The 20,489-nt window shown below is 44.7% G+C and carries 7 protein-coding genes; 6 read left to right on the forward strand and 1 reads right to left on the reverse strand.

Annotated features, from left to right (window positions below; translation table 11 throughout):
- Nucleotides 1–163 precede the first annotated feature (163 nt).
- The 4 genes from U0033_RS31610 to U0033_RS31625 all read left to right on the forward strand — a co-directional run bounded on the left by U0033_RS31610 (nucleotide 164) and on the right by U0033_RS31625 (nucleotide 3,442).
- Nucleotides 164–679: a TolC family protein gene (locus U0033_RS31610; RefSeq protein WP_072363190.1), complete on the forward strand. Its 516-nt coding sequence runs from the start codon at nucleotides 164–166 to the stop codon at nucleotides 677–679.
- A 37-nt stretch (nucleotides 680–716) separates the two neighbouring features.
- Complete coding sequence (locus U0033_RS31615; protein WP_143150803.1) at nucleotides 717–1,346, forward strand: outer membrane beta-barrel protein; 630 nt, start codon at nucleotides 717–719, stop codon at nucleotides 1,344–1,346.
- A gap of 421 nt (nucleotides 1,347–1,767) precedes the next feature.
- On the forward strand, nucleotides 1,768–2,703 hold the full coding sequence (locus tag U0033_RS31620; RefSeq protein ID WP_177318652.1) for a sensor histidine kinase: 936 nt from the start codon (nucleotides 1,768–1,770) through the stop codon (nucleotides 2,701–2,703).
- Nucleotides 2,681–3,442: a LytR/AlgR family response regulator transcription factor gene (locus tag U0033_RS31625; RefSeq protein WP_072363186.1), complete on the forward strand. Its 762-nt coding sequence runs from the start codon at nucleotides 2,681–2,683 to the stop codon at nucleotides 3,440–3,442. The genes U0033_RS31620 and U0033_RS31625 overlap by 23 nt, the downstream gene beginning before the upstream one ends.
- Here the strand turns inward: U0033_RS31625 and tnpA are convergent.
- Nucleotides 3,337–3,735, reverse strand: a complete 399-nt coding sequence (gene tnpA, locus U0033_RS33515; protein WP_407654236.1) for an IS66 family insertion sequence element accessory protein TnpA — start codon at nucleotides 3,733–3,735, stop codon at nucleotides 3,337–3,339. The two genes, U0033_RS31625 and tnpA, sit on opposite strands and share 106 nt — an antisense overlap.
- 607 nt (nucleotides 3,736–4,342) lie before the next feature.
- Here tnpA and U0033_RS31630 point away from each other — a divergent pair.
- On the forward strand, nucleotides 4,343–11,746 hold the full coding sequence (locus tag U0033_RS31630; RefSeq protein ID WP_072363185.1) for a SpvB/TcaC N-terminal domain-containing protein: 7,404 nt from the start codon (nucleotides 4,343–4,345) through the stop codon (nucleotides 11,744–11,746).
- 36 nt (nucleotides 11,747–11,782) lie between these two features.
- The gene (locus U0033_RS31635; protein ID WP_177318651.1) at nucleotides 11,783–20,488 is read left to right on the forward strand and encodes a Tc toxin subunit A-related protein; all 8,706 of its coding nucleotides are present in this window, start codon (nucleotides 11,783–11,785) and stop codon (nucleotides 20,486–20,488) included.
- Nucleotide 20,489: the final 1 nt, after the last annotated feature.

The raw sequence follows: 20,489 nt of genomic DNA on the forward strand, positions 1-20,489 counted from the left end.
AGTGTATAGGCCATTAAGGTAATGCTTACCCATTTATAACATCAACGCAATTCGGTTTAAAATCTTCTATTGCAGCTTAACTGCCAATATTAACAACTCAGTTTGTTTCTCCTGGATCATGAGGGCTTCTGGGAATAGCTTCGCATAATATTAAGGCAAAATTATGCGAGATACTATTATTGCCATAGTTGTAACACTTACCGTTATAATACTAATTGGTTTAGATTTTATAAGTCAGTACCAAATTCAGTCACAGCAGGACAATTTTAAATGCAGCCAATATGTATGGCCCTACAGCTTCTATGTAGGCGTGCAATTAAACATACCCATTTTTAATGGTTTCAAAAATGGATACAAGGCTAAACAATCTACGATTGCGTTGCAGGAATTGCAAAATGCTGCGGAAAGGCTAAACAGCAAGGTACTCCTGGAATACAGAAAAGCCGGAAGAGACTACAAAGAAGCAATTGCAAAAGTGAAGATTCAACAGGACGTGCTACATGCAGCAGAAAGTAGTTTATCGTTTATTAATGGCCGGTATCAAAAAGGAATGAACCGGTACCAGGACGTTCTTGATGCGCAGCTTATAGTTATGCAAGCTAAAAACAACTACAATAAAGCTGCGTATGACGTTTATGTAGCACTTTTTGAAAAGAATATGGCATTGGGAAACTTATAACTTGTGGAACAATATAATAAATCAATTATTTAGAAACATGAAAAAATTTTTAACAGTAATAAGCGCTTTGTTCATAGTAGTACAAACTAACGGACAGTACGAAAAACCAATGGTGGATGAACAAAATAAATTTGAATACTATTTCAATTCTGCTTTTGGATATTATCTTCCTATTAATCATAGCAAATTTCTGGCAGACAGAGGGGCCGCAAATGCTTTTTCTTTTCAGCTTAACTATCGTAGTAACTATTTTGCGAGACTTTATTTTGACATGTCAACTGTAGGTTATCATAAAGATAATATGCGGATAGGTAATGTATCGGCAACACTGGATTATAAACTAAATGCCAATAATGTCGGCTTAGACCTTGGTTACACTTTTCCTATTAGGAAGTTTTCTCCATTTGCTTATGGTGGTACAGGTATTTCCTTTATGGACGTGCCTGGGATAAAAAACGGCAGCCAACCAAACGAAATAACTTTCGGTACAAAAAACCAATCATTTTTACAATTGAGAGGCGGTCTTGGAGTTGATTATGAGATCAGTTATTTCTTTATCATTTATCTTGAAGGCCAATATTCATCTACGTTATTTAAGACTGTACTAGACGATCGTCCTTTACAAGGAATAAACTTATTAATAGGATTTAAAACTTTTTTAAAATAATAACAATGCATTTTACCACTATAATTCATATGGAATTTATAATGGTAAAAATTATAGCAATACTACTTACCATCACTACTTTATTTATTCAATTAGTAATACTATCAGATTATGCCTGGAAAGATGGAAATGGCGCGACGGAAATATATGCGGCCCATAGGTGGGAAGAATTATGAAAATACCTTTCGGATGGGATATGGCACATTAAAAGCGCTGGCTATTGTGGCTTTTCATATCAAACGTAAGTTTGGACTAGATAAACAAAACGTCGTGTTTCATAGCTTTCCAGGCTACTACAATTGATATTTTATAAAGTGGTACATTTGTTATTGTTATGTCGTTTAGATACATAAAATTCAGAATCGCCAGTTACATTATTAGTGGCATATTATATTACCTTATTCTATATGTAATCAACCCCTTGGAATACAAAGAGTGGAGTACTTCCGTACTTCCTGATGTTGCTCTTAGTATAGCAGGTCTTACATTAGTAATAGAGTCCTGTTTTTTGCTGGACCGTTTTCTGCCTTGGCAAAAGTCTTTGCCGAAACGGCTCATAGTTCAGTTGGTTGTTCAGGTAATAATGGTATTTTTCATTATCGTTATTTTAAAGTTTTTTGTTCCCGAATGGTTTTCTGAAGGACTTATTTATCAGCAAACAATGGTTTTAGGAATAATAGTTTCTATACTGATTTCTTCCATTTTTACAGCATATTCTTTTTTTGTGCAGTGGAGCCAAACAGAGATAAAATCTGCAAAAAACGAACAAAAAGCCATTCAGGCACAGTTGGACTTTTTAAAAACCCAAATTGACCCACATTTCCTATTCAATAACTTTAGCACCCTTACATCGCTCATTGAGGATAATCCAAAACTGGCGGTGGAATATGTTCAGCGACTGGCAGTCATTTATCGCCATGTTTTATCAGACAAAGAAGAAAATGTTATCAGACTAGCGGATGAAATGACATTTATTGAATCTTACCTTTTCTTATATCAAACACGTTACCAAGACAGCCTTATTGTAGAAAAACATATTCCGGCTGACATAATGGACAAATATTTTGCTACTGGCAGTATGCAGCTATTAGTTGAGAATGCTATTAAGCACAACGCCATAAGCAGACAAAAGCCTTTAAAAATTGAAATTTACGCTGAGGAAGATTTTATTATTGTGAAGAATAATATTAATCCGATAACCAAACGAGCAGACAGCACAGGTATCGGGCTAAAAAATATTGCGGAACGCTATCATTTATTAAGCAGACAACAGATAGTGATTGAGCAAAGTAGCGATAGTTTCCTGGTTAAAGTACCCTTATTAAATAGCAATCATGATTTCAGCAGTGATTATTGAAGACGAGCCGCTTACGGCTAACCGATTAAAACGGTTAATTGAAAATGAGCAAGGTGACATTACTGTTATTGCTCTTTTACAAACAGTCAGTGAAACACTTGATTGGCTTGGGAAAAATCCAGAGCCTGATTTATATTTCATGGATATACAGTTGTCCGATGGCTTGAGTTTTGATGTTTTTAGGTCATTTCCGGTATCTAAGCCTGTAATATTTACAACAGCTTTTGATGAATACGCTATAAAGGCTTTTAAAGCCAATGGAATTGATTACCTATTGAAGCCAATTGTGAGTGCTGATCTGGAAAGCAGCCTTCGTCGTTTCCACAAACTTAGGCGGCAAGTCATCTTACCTGATAATATTCAGAATATTTTGAAAGGAATTAGCCAAAATCAGGTTGTGTATAAAGCAAATATCCTGGTAGAATGGCGCGATCAGCTATTATCAATTCCGGTTTCAAATATCGCCTATTTTTGGACGGCTAATAGGAATATACATTTTATTACTAACGACCGTAAAATTTATTTTGTCAGTGTCACCCTCGATCAACTGGAAGAAGAACTAAACCCACATTTGTTTTTTAGAATCAGCAGGCAATTTTTGATTTCACGGGATTGTATCGAACTAATAAACATCTATTTCGGCAAACGTCTCAAATTACAGGTTTCACCTAAATCGGAAGAAGAAGTAATAGTTAGCAGAGAACGCATAACAGATTTTAAAGCTTGGTTGAACAAATAAGGATTGGCAACGTTATCATGCGGAGTAATAAGATCCGGGGTTATCTGAAGTAATGTAAAGCTACTATCATTACCATTAGAGGCTGCTTTATGCCGTTGATATTTTTTTTGCCAGTAGAACCAATTACCGGATTGGATATTATGTTGGTCACAAAATGATTTGACTGATCGACCGCTATTTATCTGCTCTGATATGAGCGAAAACATATATTCTTCCTTGGTTGATTTAGATATTTCCTGTTTCATATTGATATTTATTTGATCAGGAAAATTACTCAACTTAGCGAAATGCATTTTTCAACATCCCGGAGGCACACACTATAATAACAGGGCTAGTAATATACTTCTTTATTTAAAAGAGCCAGGAGAATTAGGTACAGCGTGCTAACGTGGGAGTACCAAGGTTTATAGCAACTGTCATGGGAAAGGGGGATTTGCAGTTATTGAAGCAGACAAGAAGGCGGTAGCCAGATTTATGAATGTGAGCCCTGAAGGAAACAAGGGCCGAAGTGTGTGGAAACGCGGCATATCTCCAATCTTAAAAATTCAACATACGCTCTCCCTCATTATCCGAAACCTCAACAAACAATACTTTCACGCAGTCAACCATCTTTTATATTAATAAGGAGTCCGAATTATAAAATAATTAAAAAAACTGAAAATAAAAACCCAAGAAAATAAAAACTTATCTTTAAATTTATCAAAGGAATGAAATTCTCCTACTTCTTACAGAAGATTTTAAGCATTGATTCATTCAAAAAACTCAAATAACTGTTAAGATAATCCTAGCCCCCCATAAGAATTTCACGAAATAAGAACTACTTAATCCTGGTCAATTTAACCCACGACGCCCCATAATACAGCGCTAGGTTTCCTGTTAAATGGCCTCAATACAACGCTCATGGAAGTAACAGATTCACCATCTGCATTAACGGATATTGTCATTCCCCAACTATCCACTCCCAAAGGAGGCGGGGCATTAAGCGGTATGGGTAATACATTTCAACCAGACACGTTTTCCGGCACAGGGAATTATACTATTCCACTACCCATCACACCGGCCAGAGGATTTGAACCACAATTATCACTGACCTATAATTCAGCACAGGGCAATGACGTATTTGGCCTGGGATTTACGCTGACCCTTAATAGTATCTCAAGAATGACCACCAAAGGCATTCCCCGGTATATGGGCACCGATCAGTATATACTGACAGGTGAAGGAGAATTGGTTAAAACAACTGATCGGACCGAACATTTCAACAATGAAGACTGGCTTGTCACTACCTATGTACCCAGAATACAAAAAGCCTATTCCTGTATCGAACAATGGGAGAGTGTCAAGGATGGTACATCCTGGTGGAAGGTCGTTTCCTCCGGTAATGTCACTACTACGTTCGGTACAACTGGCAATGCCTGTATCGTTAACCCGGCCGATCCTACGCAGATATTTCAATGGCTACCCGATACTTCCACAGATGCCTGCGGGAAGAAAATAACTTATACCTACAAGTCAGAAAACAACCAGAATGTTCCTTCTGTCATCTATGAGCAGAACAGATCTTATGAGGCAAACAGATATCTTTCATCCGTTAAATATGGTAACTACTGGGACAGCAACGGCAATCCACAATTTGCATTTGAATTGATATTCGATTATGGCGAATATGATTTGTCAAATATCAACCAACAAAATGCAAACCCCTATATTCCCGTGAGGGAATGGGCATACAGACCAGACGCATTCTCGTCTTATAAAGGCGGCTTTGAAATACGTACCTGCCGCTTATGCCGGCAAATCCTGCTCTTCCATCATTTTGAGGAACTTGGAAACCCTTGCCTGGTTAGAAGCACCTTACTAAACTACGATGCCTGTCAGCCTTACCAGTCCTCGCAGATCACCATCATGTCGCTGCTGAAGGAAGTAATATCCGCAGGATATAAAAAAGATAAAACGGGAGGATACGAAGCCAAACAATTACCACCACTGACGCTCAGCTACACATCATTTGAAGCTGCCTCCACTCCTTCTTTTGACATCCTGGAGATGGACAACAATACCCTACCCGATTATCTGGGAGAACAGAGATTTTTGCCTATAGACCTGAACGGAGACGGACTTCCCGGATTTCTTTTCAACAATGGCAATACTATTGTTTATCTGGCACCAACAGGAGACGGAAAATACCAGTTGCCGGTATCTCTTAATAGTTTTCCTGTCAACAAAGATATTCGTAACAGCAATGCCTGGATGGTAAACCTGAATGGAGATGGCCAGGTGGAATTACTGGCTGGCAATGGTTTCTATACCTACAACAATGATGGTAGCTGGAATAATTTTCAACCCTTTACATACTATCCTGCTGATACCAGCAATCCCTTTCTGGAAGCCACTGATATAAATGCAACCGGGAGAACGGATCTGTTGCTGGCTACCAGTGATAAGATTCTTGTTTACCCCTCTGCCGGAAAAGATGGTTTTCTGCCGGCAAGGACCCTTCAAAACGAAAATGGCTTTCCTTTCCAGACAGCTGATTCTTCCGGACAGGTGGTTTCCTTTGCGGATATGTTTGGAGATGGTTCACTACATCGGGTACGCATTTCCAGCGGACTGGCAGAATGCTGGCCCTGCCTGGGCTCCGGCAAATATGGCCCCAAAGTGGCCATAGGAAATGCTCCTGTACCCGAAGATATCCTCGACTACAGTCGTTTATTCCTCACCGATATTGACGGATCAGGTACTACCGATCTTGTATATGTTTCTGCCAACAGCGTAACAGTTTATATCAATCAGAACGGCAACACTTTCTCCGTTCCCATTACGGTAATATTGCCCGAGCAATTCAGTGACACAGATCAGATTCATTTTATGGACATCAATGGGAATGGCACCAATTGCCTCGTTTTCTCCAAAATGTCCCCTGCTCCCAAACATTACTATTATGATTTCAGCAATGGTATGAAGCCTTATCTGCTGAACCAGATCAACAATAATACCGGTACTGTTACTACTATACAGTACTGTAGTGCTACCCGGTTTGCCCTGGAAGATAAACAAGCAGGACAACCATGGGTGACCAAACTGAGATTTCCCGTACAAGTAGTGGAATCAGTCACTGTATGTGATCAGCTGTCCGCTACCAAAACTGTTAATCGTTATAAATATCACAATGGTTATTATGATCCGGTAGAAAGAAAGTTCTGCGGCTTCGGTTTTGTTGAAGCATGGGACACGGAAACCTTTCAGCAATATGAACAAACTCCTGGCAATGCTGTAGCCCCGCTAAACAAGGACCTGTATATCCCTCCTGTTTATACCAGAACCTGGTGTCATACCGGCACTTTCCAGGAAAATGATGCCCTTCTCCGGCAATATAAACAGGCGTATTTTCAGGGAGACTTACAGGCCCTGGAATTTCCCGGGAATGTTTTTGAACCGGATATTTACAATGCTGATGCAGCAACCCTTCGACAGGCATATGCAGCACTACAGGGCTGTATCCTGCGCAAAGAAGTATATGCCAACGATGACCAGGCAATATCCGGAAATCCGTATACGGTAGAAGCAGCCAATGTTACAGTATTGTTATTGCAAGCCATAGGAGACCAGGCATATGCCTCCTTTTCAGTCAGCAACCGGGAAAGTATTTCATACAATTACGAAAGAGATCCCCTGGACCCTGCCATCACCCAGCACTTCACCTTACAAACCGACCCACTCAACGGAAAGACACAACTGTCCTGCACCATATACCTTTCAAGACGCAACGGGCCATTTGAAAACACTCACGTATATGCAGCACAACAGCAACTAAAAGTAACAGCCCGGCGCAACAGCTACATCAATAGCACCAGTCTGCAGAACGGATGCTGGAGAGGTGTTCTTTACAAACAGGAAGACTTTGAGATCTGTCATCCTAATCTCGCGGGAAACACTTATTTCACCTTCGACAACATAAATAGCCAGGTACAGACTGCTCTTCAGCAGATCATTCCTTACCTGACAATACCCGCTGCCGCTACATTACAGGCGCAGCAACTCACTATCAGGGAAGCCTACTTCTGGAATGAGACACAGGACAATTTTTTACCCCTGGGCCAGCATTCATCCCGCTCCCTGCTTCATCACCAGCAGACGGCCTCCTTTACATCTGACAACGTCAGGTATCTTTTCGGAGAAAATATGACCGATAGCATCCTGCAAAATGATGGTGGCTATTACTTTGATCAGGCTAGAGGATACTGGTATAATAGAGGTTTGGTACAGCATTACTTCTCCACCGCCCAAACTCTTTATCAATTGTACAAGGTGGAAAATTCTTTTGCCAGCACTGCCTCCTCTCTCTTTTTGCAAACAACATTCTCCTATGACCGCTACAACATGGTGATCAGCGGCAGTAAACAATATCTGGATGATAACACCTATAATGAAACATGGGCCGAATGCGATTATCAGACGATGAAATTCCGACAGATGGGTGACCCTAACGGCAATGTGACACAGATACTTTATGACCCGCTGGGCAATGTTGCTGTCAGCACCGTATTCGGAGAAGAAAAAGGTGTCTATACCGGAGGAATGAGGTTATATGATTTTAAAGACCAACCGGCAGAATACTCCTGGCCTGCCACCACAAAAGACGGGTATCCTGTTTCCTTCGCTGATGTGATCAGCAATCCCGAATATTATCTCCAGGGAGCTGTCAGTTTTTTCTTCTATGATATGGATGCTTATCAGCAACGTTCGCAACCTATCAGCAGCATACAACTCAACCGAACAGAATTTTATCATACCAAAACCGGTATCAGCCCCTTTTCCTGTCGCCAGCTAATCGAATACAGTGACGGCATGGGAAGGGCCATCGAAACCAAACAGCTCACCGCCGCAAATACCTGGCTGACTTCGGGCCGTACTGTTTTTAACAATAAAGGCAAAGTTGCAGCAGCCTATCTTCCTTTCTTTAGTGACACCGTACACTTTCAATCGCAACAGGAACTGGCCGGCAACGCCGTTCCTCCTCCGGCCACCACACAATACGATCCGCTGACAAGACCTGTCAGAACAGACACGCCAAAGGGTTTTTACATCCTTACGGTGTATACGCCGTGGGAAGAAAAACTATATGACACCAATGATACGGTGAAAACCTCGCCCTATTATATCTCCTTCATGGCGAACTATCCTGCAAACCCCACCCAGGAGCAGATTAATGAAAAAGATGCGTTGGAGAAAGCAGCCATATTTAACAATACACCGGCTATACAGATAAAAGACAATACCGGCAGCGTTTTCCTCAAAATGCAGAACAACCTGGGATATGTATCACCTGATGCCTTTACTACTATGGTACAAGGATCTGGCCTTACAAGCCGGCAGATATGGGATGAACTGGTAGCAGAACAATACCTTTCTACTGATGGATATGTGACCGTGAACTTCCAGCCTTATGAAAAAGGTTTTACCTTAAAGCTCAAACCTGCATTCCAGCCATTCTCCGGACAAATCATCACCCTGCTAAAACAAAACTGTCTGACTGCCTGTTACGATACGGATATGGCCGGACGCATCACGCAGATCACAGATGCCAGGCTGTATTATTCCAATGTTACGACTGCCTCCAACTACTATAACTTCAGGCAAGGCTATATCATGGGAGCATCCGGGCCTGTACTCATTGACAGTAGCGATGCCGGCCGGTCCTTTACGCTGAATAACGTCTTCGGCAATCCGGTATGGTCCTGGTCTCCCCGTGACTACAACCAGCTGATAAGTTATGATCGCTTTCAGCGAAAAACTGCCGTCAGAGCCCAACAGATACAATCGGGTATGCCTTCGGTGCCCGCAGCGCAATACCCGCTGATGGAAGTTTTTATTTACGGAGAAAGTCAGTCTGCATCACAGGCCAACAATCTCCGCGGCCAGTTATATCAACAAAAAGATGCCGCAGGTATTCAGACTTACCCATCCTATAGCCTTCAGGGTCAAACACTGCAGGTATCCAGACAACTGATCTCCGACTACAAACAGCCACCCGACTGGAATACGGCGTCCATACCCATGGTTACTGACACCTATGCCAGCAGCTTCACTTACAATGCACTAACACAAATAGTGATGCAGCAAACACCAGATGGCACCACCGCCACAACTGGTTATAACCTGCAAGGGTTGCCTGCTACTATCACACTTCAATACAACAATGCTCCGCAACAGATAATAACCGGTATTGACTATAACGCCAGCGGGCAGCGGACAAGCGTTATTTACGCAAATGGCATCAGGACAAACTACACATATGAAAACACCACCTCATGCCTGCTACTCCTGAAAAGCATGAGGAGCAGTGATGTGATGCAATCCATCGCATACACCTACGATCCTGCGGGCAATATCACAAGAATGACTGATCATAGTATTGACACAGTATTCAATAATAATCAGCAGGTAGCAGCGGTATCTGATTATACCTACGATGCATTGTACCGTCTGATCAATGCTACCGGCCGGCAACATCCGGGCATTACTGCCAATACATACAGGAATAACAACGCTGACGGCAATTTTAAACAAAGCAAATTCAGTCAGTTGCCGGCAGATGGTACCGCATTGGAAAACTATAGAGAACAGTATGTGTATGATGATGGATTCAATCTTGTACAAACCCGCCACACAGCTACTTCTGCTTCATGGACAAGGGATACTGCAGTGGAAGGCAGCTCCAATCACCTGAAGGACCTCCGTTACGACGCTTCCGGAAACCTTACACAGCTGCAGATCAACAATACAGTGAGTCTGTCTTTTAACTACCGCGAAGAGCTTGTGCAGGCCGCCATCATCGAAAGGCCGCAGGAGCAGGACGACGCCGACTATTATCAATACGATAGCAATGGAAGCCGTATCAGAAAAGTTTCCGAATACATGGCCCACGGAGGTAGTGTAACCAATATCTCAGAAAAGATATATCTCGGCAATTATGAAATCAAGCAGCTGAAAACAGTCGGTGCACAGAATCAAACCACTACCACCATGATCAGGCAAACGGTCAGAATAATGGATGGAGATGAATGTATTCTTATCCTTCATTACTGGGCACAGGATGACACTAAAAAAGAAGCGATGGCCGGTACCCGGCAGCTACGCTGGCAGTTAAGTAACCTGCTGCATTCCGTTGCCATGGAAGTGGATTCCCAGGCCCTGCTGATCAGCTATGAAGAATACTTTCCTTACGGAGGTACCAGTATTATTGCCGGTAACAATCAGCTGGAAGTTTCGTATAAGGATTATCGTTATTCCGGTAAGGAATGTGACGACAGTACCGGCCTCTATTACTATGGCGCCAGATATTATGCGCCCTGGCTCGGACGATGGCTCAAGCCCGATCCTGCCGGTATTGCAGATGGACTCAACCTGTATTTTTATGTGGGTGGTAATCCCATTACTTTCACAGATCCTACCGGTATGGTCCGGGAAATTCAGGTTTCAACAGAGACCGGCCAACGGCTGGAACAGGCACAGAAAGCCATCGCCTTCGCCAGGCGTCAAATTCCGTTCGCTGGCAATTTAGGGCAGGAAGTGGTGAGTACAGAATCAGAAAGCTCCGCACGTTTAACAGTAGCCAGAAACATTTTAACCGGTTATTTCGGAGATTCCGAGGCCGTCACTAACGGTGCGGATGCCTTTAAAAGGGCAGCTACTGCCATTGCGGCACATGGTGGGGCCTGTAATGAATTCAGTGCACTCACGCATTCCTACCTGATCTCTTCCATCATTACAGAACCGGTGTACAGGATCTGGGACCCCAATGTAAAGCACTCCTACACCCTGATAGGAGATCCCAGGTCTGTACCGGAAAAGGATTTGGTAGTAGCGGATGCATGGCCAACCCAATATCAGGCATCTACCTTTGCAGACATAGGCTGGACCCAACGATTCGGTGAACTGCAAGTCCACACAACAACAAACCCCGTGACTACTGAGGGGCAAGCCGATTCTAACCGCAGTTTGTTTGAACAGACTGTCCAGGGCATTCCGCAGGAAATGCGCCTGCCGGAATACGTATCCATTGGTGGCAGCATTGTCAGTTATGCCGGCAGGAACAGGATTGGCATCGAAGGATGGGGTAGGCTCGGTGCGCGTGAGCGGTATATGGAATACCATTACAATACTTTGAATGCAAGACCCTCACATCTTTACGGTAATACCCACAGTACACAAACGCCAGAGCCTTACCACTATTACAGCCAGGAAGATGTTATGAGAACTTACCATACCGGGCCGGAATCCAGTACCTGGCGGACCTTCTGATATAACCTCATTATTTACTTTTTAATCAAGATGACCATGAATCCTTCAAAAACGCGGTCCGCAGTCATTCCGGATTCCCTGAAAGATTTTTACCACCGGAACCCACACTTCGATATACAAACAACTAATCTGCTGGATACAGACATCATCAGCCAATACGGTCTGAAGAATACCCCGGAAGAACTTCACACGCTCCGGAAATGGCAGCGCCTTCGCCGTATCGGTCCGGACGAAAATACCGCTCATACCCTTTTTACAGCAGGTATTGACTCCGCTCAGCAGCTGACAACCATGAGCCGATCCACATTTATACATCAATACAGCGACCTGTTAGGTGAAGAATCCATCGCCAATCAGGTATATGACCGGGCCCTACGCCTTAAAGACCAGACCATGCACCTGCTGGCAACTGTACACGGTGTAGTAGCCAATCGCTACTTCCGTAACATGGCTGTAAACCCTATCAGCAAGGATGTAACAGGATACTTTGAAGCCTTATCAGACTACCAGCAGATCTTTGGCACCCTCGACTTCTGCACCTGCGATGAGTGCAAATCCATACTGGGAGCTGCTGCCTATTTCGTGGACCTCATGCGCATCATAGACAAGGCCATCACTGTTCCTGACTCAACCGGCAACACTCCCATCCCCGCAGGACTTACCTTAAAGGCAAGACGGCCGGACCTCTGGCAGATAGAATTAACCTGCACCAATACCAATACCATGGTGCCCTATCTTCAGATCGTTAATGCTATCCTGGAAAATACGGTAGAAGATGCCCTGATCAACAACAATCCAGGTACCTATCCGGTAGTATGGCAGTCAATGGCAACAGCCGTATATCCTTTCAATACACCCTATAATCAGCCACTTAACCAGATACGCGTACTACTCAAACAATTCCAGTTAACACTCAGCGCCATCATATCCGCATTTGATCCGGATAAAAAACAACCTGTCGGATATGCCGTCGAAGAACTAAACCTTTCTTTAGAAAGGTACCAGCTTGTAAAGACACCAGGCACCAGTGCGGCCAGCCTTACAGCCGCTTATGGCACAACTGTCGGCACCAATGATAACGGCGGACTGGAAGTGCTTTCCAAAATACTAAAACAGACAGGTCTTGAAAGAAACGACTTCATGTCGTTGTTAAGACAACAGCTGTCTCAGGAAGAACGTACAGGTGTGACATATACCTATACACCTTCCATCTTCGGAACCAGGCTGACGCTGACATTTTTCGGAAATGAAGTACGCGGCTCTTTTGATGACTGTTACGGTACACTCGAAGGAACGCTGAATGGCAATGTCATCACCGGTACATGGTCCCAGGCTGGCATAGATCCTCCTGACAACGAGGGCAGCTTCCAGTTTACCATGACCACCAACTATTCTTCCTTCACCGGAAAATGGATGAAAGGTTATGAAAGCCAATGGAGCCCCAGCCCCTGGAATGGAACACAGACAGGAGGTGCACAGGCCGTCACACTGGCACATCAGCTGTTCATTAACCAGGGATTGACCGGCAATGCCTACATGGACATAACGATCAACAACGTTGATTCTAATAATCCTATTGAACAGATCACCAATATCAATCATGATACCCTGGACCGTTTAAACAGATTCCTGCGGCTGGCCAAAGCCATCGGATGGGAATACTCCACGCTGGACTGGCTCATGATGTCCTTTGGTTTTAGCGCCATCAACGATAGTACGCTGGAATCACTCGCTGATGTAAAAACACTGGCCGACCGTTTGAACATAGACCCCGTGAACCTCGCAGCCTGCTGGTTTGATATCAAAACTACCGGAATGGGCGATAACTGCTATTCAGAAGCCCTCTTCGACACTATCTTTAATGACCCCGCACTTATCCGGAATGGTAGTGATCTCGACTACTACCATCCTGTCACGACATTAACCGGGAACAGTCAAGATGCACTTTTCAATAATCCTTTATATTTAAATACGCCTGTTGACTGGGTGATCAGCCAGACACTGTTCGACACAGAACATTCCCAGTTGTCCCAGTCAGCACAATCTGCCCTCAACTATTCCCGCAGGATCGTTTCCGGCCTCAAAGCCAGCAACAATGATCTGACGGCCATAGCCGCCAACTTTTATCCAAATACATCGTCCATGCCGCTGGGAGTAAGTAATCTGTCTCTACTATACCGGCATACCTTACTTCCTGCACGGCTCAAAATGCCGGTGGCTGACTACCTCGTCCTGCTGAAGCTCACCAACAAGAAAAGCCTGCAGCGCTTATTACCGGCAGACATCAGACAAATAGCTGATGTGGCTGACTGGATGCAGGCAACCAGGTTTAATGTATATGAACTGGATTATATTCTCAACAGTGTAACCAGTCTTTATGTCAATACAGGATATACCAGTGATTCCCTGAATGCTTTCCTTGCATCGCTCGTTACCTATGTACAGCCACTGCTGGTGGTAAGCACCAGTTTCATCTCCAATGCTATCAATGCTGACGTTTCGAATGCTTTCTTTAATTACTTCTCCACTCATGGTTTTGTGAACACACAAGGTGTAGTATTGAAGCAACTCACAGACGCAGACAAAAAACTCATCACCAGCCTTACATTACCAGACAAAACCAGCTATACCCCTACAGCCGAACAACTCGATGACGCACAAAAACGGCTAAACCAGCTTTATACTGATCAACAGCAGGCACTTATCAGCAATCTGGCTGGATTTTTCAATACTACTCCGGAGCTAACTGCGGTAATGATAGCAGGCATTTCAGCTATTCAGCAAATACCATCCGCTGTTACTTTGCTGATCGCTAATATTAGTCCCGTTCCTGCAGCATTATCAGCTTTTATCCTGATGTTCTCCCAGCACCTGCTGATTGCAACCCGGTTATCGCTTACCCCTGATGAACTGAACAACATATTCAACTATCCGCAAGCCTATCTGAACGGCAGTACAGATGTGTTCAATTTCAAACCATTGTTGCTGACCAACCTAATCAACATATGGAAGATGAAAAGCCTGGTATATACTTTCCAGGATACCCAAAACCAGTTCATCAGCTTTCTTGCCCAGGCAGCCAATGGTTCGGTAACCGACGCGCAGATGCAAAAATTATGCGCGCTCACCGGATGGCCACCAGACCAAAGTATGTTTGTATGTAATATCTTATTTGGTGAAACAAAGCGTTGCAGCACCGTGTGTGAGATCTACCAGGTAAACAACTGTTTCATCATCGGCAAAAAGTTGGGTCTGGATATGTATTTTATACAGTCACTGGCTTCGCTTCAACTGCTATCCGCAGCTAATAATGATAACTGGTTCACTTTTACCAATAAAGCCAATGCCCTGACAGGCGCATTGCATGCATGTTCGGGTGAACAGGCATGGGCCGGTATCTATAAAAAATATAATAGTCCACTGCTGGAACAACAACGGGATGTATTGGAAGCCTACAGCATATGGACACTCAACAAGACCTATTCCGACATCAGCAATTCCAGGGCACTATATGAATATTTACTGATTGATGTGGACATGGGAGGATGCAGCGAGACATCCCTCATCCGGCAGGCATTAAACTCAGCCCAGTTATATCTGCAACGATGCCGGCTGAATCTTGAATTAAATGCCAGCATCAGTAAAGATGCCATTCCCGACAGCTGGTGGCCCTGGCTCATGAGTTACCGGGAATGGGAAGCCAACAGGCAGATCTTCCTGTATCCGGAGAACTACCTGGACCCTGCCCTCCGCAGAACTAAGACCAGTCTTTTTACCCAACTGGAAAATGATCTTTCACAGGCAGAAATCACCAAACCCAATGTAGGCAAAGCTTACAAAACATACCTGGATAACTTCGGGGACCTTGCTAAACTACAGTACGTAGAAGCCTGCCAGTATATTGTTCATGATCCTGCATTAGGTGCAGCAGAAACACTTTATCTGTTTGCCCGTTCCCAGACCAATCCCACCAACTATTATTATATCACCCGCCAGTCGGGTAGTATATGGACAGAATGGAAGGAAATCAGTATCACCATCCCTTCTCCACTCATCACACCCGTATATGCGTTTAACCGGTTGTTCATCTTCTGGACAGAACTGACCACCACCCAGGTGACCGATTTCACATCGAGCAACGGCAATGCCAAGGCAACGGTTGTCAAGGCTGCCATCAAATATTCCTTCATTGATTTCAGCGGCAACTGGACAGCTCCCCAATCACTGGCAGATCCACAGGTGATCAATGTCACCAGTGAAAAAGACCTGCATGCTCCGTTTGATCCTGCTTTTTTTAGTCCGGACCAGCCTTATTGGCACAAGGTGGCCGTCTTACCCATCACCAGTGAGCATTTTACAGATCCTGTTACCGGCAGGATAAGCGGCGACAAATTAATGATCTGTTATGGTCCTTTGCTGGCTCAATATGCACATAGCAATATCTTAACAGCCGCTAATGTCAGTACAAACAATAATACCGATTTCAGTGCTTTCAAAAGCATAATAGATAGTGCTGTCAGCAACAACAACCAGCTGATCTGGGCATCCCAGAACAGTCAGTTGCCACTGATGGGCTCTTTTGTAATAGATAGTCTGCTAAATCCATCCTGGCTCATCAACCAACAGGAAGTCAGGTATCTGTCCAATGATGTATTCGGAGACAATACCACCCCGGTTATCCAGGCCGGATTTGACGATGTAACGGGCGCGCTGGTACTTGTTCCGGTATACAATACCATAGGAAACAATTACACAGAGGGAATGAATCTTCAGCAGATTATCGCATTGATGCCAGCGAAGGCAGACGTATTGTCATTTTACTGGCCGGAAGGAGGTATCACTGCTGATGATTCCAACAAATTCTTTTATGGTCTGCAGAAACCTCATGGCCCTTTAAGCCCGGATGGAACGATTGACCCCAGGATTGAATACTACAGTGTAGATATGATCTCCACGCTGTTGCAGGGATACAGTCAGGTCATTTGCCGTTATGTACTGGATACGCTGCTACAGCTTTTTTACGGTTCACCTTCCATACTGGGCAATCCACAGGCACCGGGGGCCACTATCTTTCCGGTGCGGAATGCTCCATGCAGCTTCGTTTTCATTCACCCCGGCGGCACATTCCTGTTTGAACCCGATGACAGTGAAAGCGTACCTGACATAACAGATGCGCTTCAGATCGCATCTATTTTCGGATGGGTAGCCCCTGATGCATTTATCAACAAGGGACTTAATATAAACAATACGCTGTCATCCACCATTTATAAGGGGTTGCAGGAGCGGGTGCTCAAACTGTTGGACGCCAACGGGATCGTTAATATGAGACTGGCATCCCTGACAGATGCCGATATGATCACAGCCCCCCTTATGATCTCCGAACTCCAGGCACAATGGGTATTGAATGTGTTGCTATCATCCGGTCGTACAGGTATACAATATGATAGCACAACCGTAGACCAGGACCTTGACTACGACACCATGCAGTTTGCTACTACCCGGTTAACGACCGGTGTTGTCCGGGATATTGACAGGCGCTTATTTGCAGGAGGCATCGATGCCGTTTTACAGTTGAGTACCCAGCAGGCCCCTGTTAATATAGGAGCTTGTTTCAGTGATTTACAACCCGACTTCCAGGTAATACCGCCGGCTTCCCTGTATACCAACCAGGTAGACTTCACCGGTCCGTATGGACTCTACTACTGGGAACTTTTCTATTATGCCCCCACGATGGTAGCATCACAGCTGAATACCAACCAGCAGTTCCTGGATGCAGAACAATGGTACCAGTACATTTTTAATCCGACCCTTCCTCCGTTCGTGATAAGCCCCGATGCCTTTATCAACCTGGACATCAGTAAAGCACAATCCGAACAATTCTATACGAACCTGGAGAGAGCTGGTTATATTACCAGCGGATCTGTAACAGCTACCGCCAACAATGCCACTGTAGCACAGATTGCACAGGTACTGGGACTTAACCTGACAGTTGATAGCGACGGGAAAAATCTGAGGACAGCCAGGGAAATGCAGAATATGCTGCAGAACAACTACCTGTCTACACCGCTTGTACGCTATTGGCAGTTTAATCCTTTCCGGAACCATACCATCGCTTCTCTGCAAAACAATCTGCAGAATCCTACACAGATAAAGGTCTACAATGATGATCCGTTTGACCCGGACGCTATTGCCCGGCTGAGAATCGGAGCATATGAGAAGAATACAGTGATGCAGTATATTGATAATCTGCTTGACTGGGGAGACATGGAATTCACACAATATACCTGGGAAAGCATTAACACTGCCACCATGTTGTACGTGTATGCGTATGATCTGCTGGGCCCCCGCCCTCAGGATCTGGGTCCCTGCAGCAGCCAGCCAGCCGCCAACTTTGCAGACATACAGGCCAAATATGGCAGCAATATTCCCCAGTTTTTGATAGACCTTGAAAATACCGCCGGAGGCGGACAAAAAGATGTCAACACCGGCAAATCAGGCGTAGCGTATAATGACCTCAATCTGTATTTCTGTGTACCAGACAACAGTCAGCTGATGGGCTACTGGGACCGTGTGGAAGACCGGCTTTACAAAATCAGGCATTGTCTCAACATCAACGGTATCGCGCAGCCATTACCTTTATTCGACGCACCGATCGACCCCAACCTGCTCGTAAAAGCTGCCGCAGTCAGCAACGGCGTCCTGAATGTACAATACCCCTTCCAGCCGGCAGTACCTTACTACCGCTTTACCGCTATGCTAGCGCGTGCCTATAGTATTGCCAACACCCTTGCACAACTGGGGAGCATGCTGTTGTCTGTTCTGCAGAACCGCGATACAGAAGGACTGGCCCTACTCAACTCCACCCAGCAGATCGCATTGCTCAATATGATCACCCTGATGAAACAGCAGCAGATAGATGAACAACAACAAACCATCTCCTCACTCAACAATGCCCTCGAAAGCGCGCAATACCGGCAAACCTACTACACCAACCTGCTGACCAACGGACTCAATGCTCATGAAACCGCCGCCCTGGTGCTGTGTGCAGAAGTAACCCCACCGCAGCTGTTGGCCATGGGAATCCGCGGTGTAGCAGTGGCTGGCTACCTTGCCCCCAATATTTTCGGGCTGGCCGATGGGGGAATGCAATTTGGTGAAGCCATCAACACCGGTGCACAGATCAGCGAAGGCGCTGCTGCTATCATCAACCAGAGCGCTGCCGTGCTTAATACCATGGCTCAGTTCGACCGAAGAGATGGAGACTGGACCCTCCAACAACAAACCGCCGGGTTTGAGGTACCACAACTGACCTCACAAATTGCAGCCGCTCAGGTCCAGCTGGAGTACTATCAGCAAGACCTCTCCGTTCATCTGAAAAGTATAGAACAGGCCAAACGGGTTGATGATTTTCTGCATACCAAGTTTACCAATCAGGATTTATATCAGTGGATGACAGGACGACTTTCCTCCCTGTTCTATAACAGCTACCAGCTTGCCCTCAACACAGCACTGGCCGCACAAACCGCCTATCAGTACGAACTGAATAACAGCAATACCTTTATCACCTACAACTACTGGGATACCCTGCATAGCGGATTGCTCTCCGGCGAAGCACTGCAGCTGTCTTTGCAACAAATGGAAGCGTCCTACATGAAAGGCAATTCACGCACGCTCGAAATCGAAAAAACGATTTCACTGCGACAGGCATTTCCGCAGGAGTTCCTGAAATTCATCTGGGGACCACAAAATGCCCAACAGGGCGTATTTAACTTCACGCTCAGCGAACGGATGTTCGACTTTGATTTTCCGGGACACTATTGTCGTAAAATAAAGGCCATCTCCATCTCTTTACCGGCAGTAGTTGGGCCTTATCAAAACCTTAATGCAACGCTTATACAAAACTCAAATTACGTTATCCAGAAAACGGATACCAATGCAACGGCCGTCAATTACCTCATCTACCTGACAAGCGTCAATCCCACTGGTAATGCACCGCAAGCACCAGCATCCGATGTGCTTCGCAGCAACTGGATGCCAGGCCAGCAAATCGCCGTTTCCAAAGGAGCAGATGACAATGGTATGTTCCAGCTGGATTTTAACGACGACCGTTATCTGCCGTTTGAAGGCACCGGCGCCGTATCCACCTGGACTTTCCTGTTGCCGCCGGATACAAACAGGATCAACTTCAATTCCATTACCGATGTGATCGTGAAGATAAAATACACCGCTACTGACGGAGGCAAAACATTCGCTGATAACGTCAAATCATTGTACAAAACACAAGACCCGCAATACGCCAATCTGCTGGCCAAAACAATGGAGATGAATCAGACCTATGCGGATGCCTGGTATAAATTGTTTAACACTCCTCCGGTTGAAAATAAACAATCCATCTCTTTCAACGTAACAGACAATTATGTACTGACCACCCTCCGAAATATTAAGCTGCATTCAGTACTGCTGCAATTTGAAATAGCCGGAACTCCTATCAGTGGTAATAACTTTATCAGCCTGACCATTGGCAGCGGGAGTCCGCAGGTCTTCAACATCGATAATAATTTCGGAGAAGTGGTGCCTCAGAGTGTTAGCGGGGACGGCGCCTCCGTCATCTGGAAACTTACATTTGATATCTCCCAAACACCCCAGACGCTCATCAAAACTATAGCATCCGGCAAGGTACTTGACCCCGACAAATTGCTGAACATGGCGCTGGTAGTGGTATACGAGGCGGACAAATTTTAAC

The sequence above is a fragment of the Chitinophaga sancti genome (assembly GCF_034424315.1).
GTDB classification, from domain to species: domain Bacteria; phylum Bacteroidota; class Bacteroidia; order Chitinophagales; family Chitinophagaceae; genus Chitinophaga; species Chitinophaga sancti.

What these genes read in the sequence shown, in the direction of transcription:
- U0033_RS31610 (WP_072363190.1), top strand. Translation starts at nt 164, where the DNA reads ATGCGAGATACTATTATTGCCATAGTTGTAACACTTACCGTTATAATA.
- U0033_RS31615 (WP_143150803.1), top strand. Translation starts at nt 717, where the DNA reads ATGAAAAAATTTTTAACAGTAATAAGCGCTTTGTTCATAGTAGTACAA.
- U0033_RS31625 (WP_072363186.1), top strand. Translation starts at nt 2,681, where the DNA reads ATGATTTCAGCAGTGATTATTGAAGACGAGCCGCTTACGGCTAACCGA.
- tnpA (WP_407654236.1), bottom strand. Translation starts at nt 3,735, where the DNA reads ATGCATTTCGCTAAGTTGAGTAATTTTCCTGATCAAATAAATATCAAT.
- U0033_RS31630 (WP_072363185.1), top strand. Translation starts at nt 4,343, where the DNA reads ATGGAAGTAACAGATTCACCATCTGCATTAACGGATATTGTCATTCCC.
- U0033_RS31635 (WP_177318651.1), top strand. Translation starts at nt 11,783, where the DNA reads ATGAATCCTTCAAAAACGCGGTCCGCAGTCATTCCGGATTCCCTGAAA.